This window comes from Peloplasma aerotolerans, assembly GCF_030012175.1.
Taxonomy (GTDB): Bacteria; Bacillota_I; Bacilli_A; order Acholeplasmatales; family Acholeplasmataceae; genus Peloplasma; species Peloplasma aerotolerans.
Map to the genome: position 1 here is coordinate 1 of NZ_JASCXW010000064.1, position 3,125 is coordinate 3,125.

Here is a 3,125-nt window from a genome sequence, read left to right on the forward strand (position 1 = left end):
TCATCAAGAGTCCATCCTTTATTCAAAAAGTCTGATATGGTATAATATAACATCATGAAAGGGTGAAAATATGAGTAAAACAATCTTTGTATCCAATCGTCTACCTGTTACTGTTCAAAAAAAAGGCGATGAGCTGATTGTCTCTAAAAGTATCGGTGGATTAGCAACCGGTTTAAAGAGTTTTCATGAACAAGCAAACAATCTTTGGATTGGTTGGCCTGGACTTTCATCTGATAAAGCAAGCCTTGATGAACAAAAAGAAATCAAAAATCAATTGACGAAAAACTATAACTGTCATCCTGTATTTCTATCACAAAAAGATATAGACCTTTATTATGAAGGTTTTTCAAATCGCACAATTTGGCCACTTTTTCATTACTTTGCTGAAAAAACAGAACATGATATCAAAACATGGCAAAGCTATCAAAAAGTGAATCAATTTTTCTACAAAAATATTAAACCCTATTTAGAAGATGATACTGTTATTTGGATTCACGACTATCAATTGATGTTGTTACCTCAACTCATTCGTAATGAATTTCCTAAGGTTAAAATAGGTTTCTTTTTGCATATCCCTTTTCCATCTTATGAACTATTTAGGTTATTAATATGGAAAACGGAGATTCTTGAAGGTCTTTTAGGTGCTGACTTAATTGGTTTTCATACCTATGATTATGTCAGACACTTTATGAGTAGTATTCGTCGAATCTTAAATCTAACCCATCAGTTTTATCGCATTCAATATAATCATCGAACGATCTCAGTTGATGCATTTCCAATGGGTATTGACTATGAGTTTTTTGCAAATCAAAAAAGTTCTAAAGCAAAAAAACCAAAAGAAAAAATCATATTATCTGTCGATCGCTTAGATTACACAAAAGGTATTGTTGAGCGTCTAAAGGCTTTTCAGACTTTCTTGAAAAGATACCCCAAATACCGCACAAAAGTGAAACTACACTTAATTGTAGCCCCCTCACGTGCGAATTTAGAGACATATGATACCCTTCATCGACAAATTGAAAAGTTGGTGAGTGAAATTAACGGAAAATATGGAACATTTGATTGGATGCCAATTTGGTATCTCTATCAGTCCTTTGACCAAGAAGACTTGATTTCTTATTATAAGCAAGCAGATATCTTACTTGTAACACCGCTTAGAGATGGTATGAACTTAATTGCTAAAGAATATATTGCATCAAGTAGTGATTATAAAGGGATGCTCATTATTAGTGAAACTGCTGGTGCAGCTAGTGAACTCAGTGAAGCGATTATTGTTAATCCTAACGATGCAGAAAATATCGCTTTAGGCATTAAAGAAGCACTAGAAATGGATCAAGAAGATATGATTTCTAGAAATAAGATTATGCATGAACGCTTAAAGCGTTATAATGTTGAATTTTGGGCAAAAGAGTTTTTATCAAGATTAAATGCTGTTGAACACCAAGTGATTTCTAAAGATGATGATGAATATTTAGATATTAATGACTTAAAACAACATTATCAAAAAGCGAATAAGCGCTTAATTCTTTTAGATTACGATGGTACTTTGGTGAGTTTCACTAAAACACCATCACAAGCATATCCAAGTAGAAAACTAAAAAACTTATTAACTGATTTAGCAAATCATGAAAAAAATGATTTAGTTGTTATATCGGGTAGAGATCATGAAACATTAGAAAGATGGTTAGGGGACTTACCTGTTAATTTGGTTGGTGATCATGGATTGTGGCACCGAGCTAAAGGTGATGCTTGGAAAAAGACATTAACGATTGATAACTCATGGAAACCTGCAGTCTTTAATGTATTAGAACGATTTGTTGATCGGATGCCAGGATCATTTATTGAAGAAAAATCATATTCGATTGCTCTTCATTATCGCGGCTCAGAGCCTGATATGATGTCCATGAAGATCAATGAAATTAAAGATGCTTTATTTTCACTAAAGGGATCTACGCTTTTAGAGATTCAACAAGGTAATAAAGTTATTGAAATTAAAGACCAACGCGTCAATAAAGGTATTGCATCACAGTTATACTCAAGCCAAAAAGCATATGACTTTATTTTAGTCGCTGGTGATGACACGACCGATGAAGATATGTTTAAGGAACAAAAAGATGCATTTTCGGTCAAAATTGGTTTTGGTGTTACTTTAGCTAAGAAAAGAATCGAAACAGTAAAAGCTTTTAGAACCATTCTAGAAGCATTGAATCAAATAAAATAATGAGGAGGATTTGAAAATGAAAGTATTAAATGATTTTTACACATTAAGCAATGGTATCAAAATTCCTAAATTAGGTTTTGGTACATGGCAGGTTCCAGATGGAGATGTTGCATATCACTCAGTTTCATTAGCATTAAAAAATGGATATCGTCATATTGATACAGCTGCAGCTTACAAAAATGAAGCAAGTGTAGGAAAAGCAATACGAGATTCAAAGATTCCAAGAGAAGAAATTTTTGTAACATCTAAGCTACAGTCTCATATTAAAAGTTATGATGAAGCGCTCAAAGCATTTGATAAAACGATGGAAGCATTAGATTTAGAATATCTTGATCTATACTTAATCCATGCACCATGGCCATGGAATGAGATAGGTAAAGATTGTAGTGTTGGCAATGTAGAAGCTTACAAAGCGATGGAAAAGGTGTATAAAGAAGGAAGAGTAAGAGCTATTGGTGTATCTAACTTTGGTCCTAAAGAACTAGACAATATTATAAATAATTGTGAAATAGTTCCTCATGCCAATCAAATTGCTTTCTTTATAGGACACAACCAAAAAGAGACAGATGATTATTGTAAAGAAAAAAATATCTTAATTGAAGCTTATTCACCACTCGCGATTGGTCATGCATTATCCAATGAACAGATTCAAAAAATGGCGAAGAAATACAAGGTAACACCAGCTCAAATATGCTTAAGATATTGTATACAAAAAGAAACGTTACCACTTCCTAAGTCAACTCACGAGTCACGTATTATCGAAAACACAAAACTAGATTTTGAAATTAGTGTAAAAGACATGAAAGAACTTGACAAAATTGATGATGATCCAAGAAAATGGGAATAATAAAATATAAAAAGGGGCTGTAACGAAATGAAGATTTAATTTTCATCATGGACTTAG

Annotated in this window: 2 protein-coding genes; both read left to right on the forward strand. The window is 32.8% G+C overall.

What is annotated here, in order from left to right; all coding sequences use genetic code 11:
* The first annotated feature begins 70 nt into the window (after positions 1-70).
* Positions 71-2,221 (forward strand): bifunctional alpha,alpha-trehalose-phosphate synthase (UDP-forming)/trehalose-phosphatase, encoded by a 2,151-nt coding sequence (locus QJ521_RS09470; RefSeq protein ID WP_282840235.1) that lies wholly within the window; start codon positions 71-73, stop codon positions 2,219-2,221.
* Between the two features lie 16 nt (positions 2,222-2,237).
* Positions 2,238-3,068, forward strand: a complete 831-nt coding sequence (locus tag QJ521_RS09475) for an aldo/keto reductase (RefSeq protein ID WP_282840236.1) — start codon at positions 2,238-2,240, stop codon at positions 3,066-3,068.
* Positions 3,069-3,125: the final 57 nt, after the last annotated feature.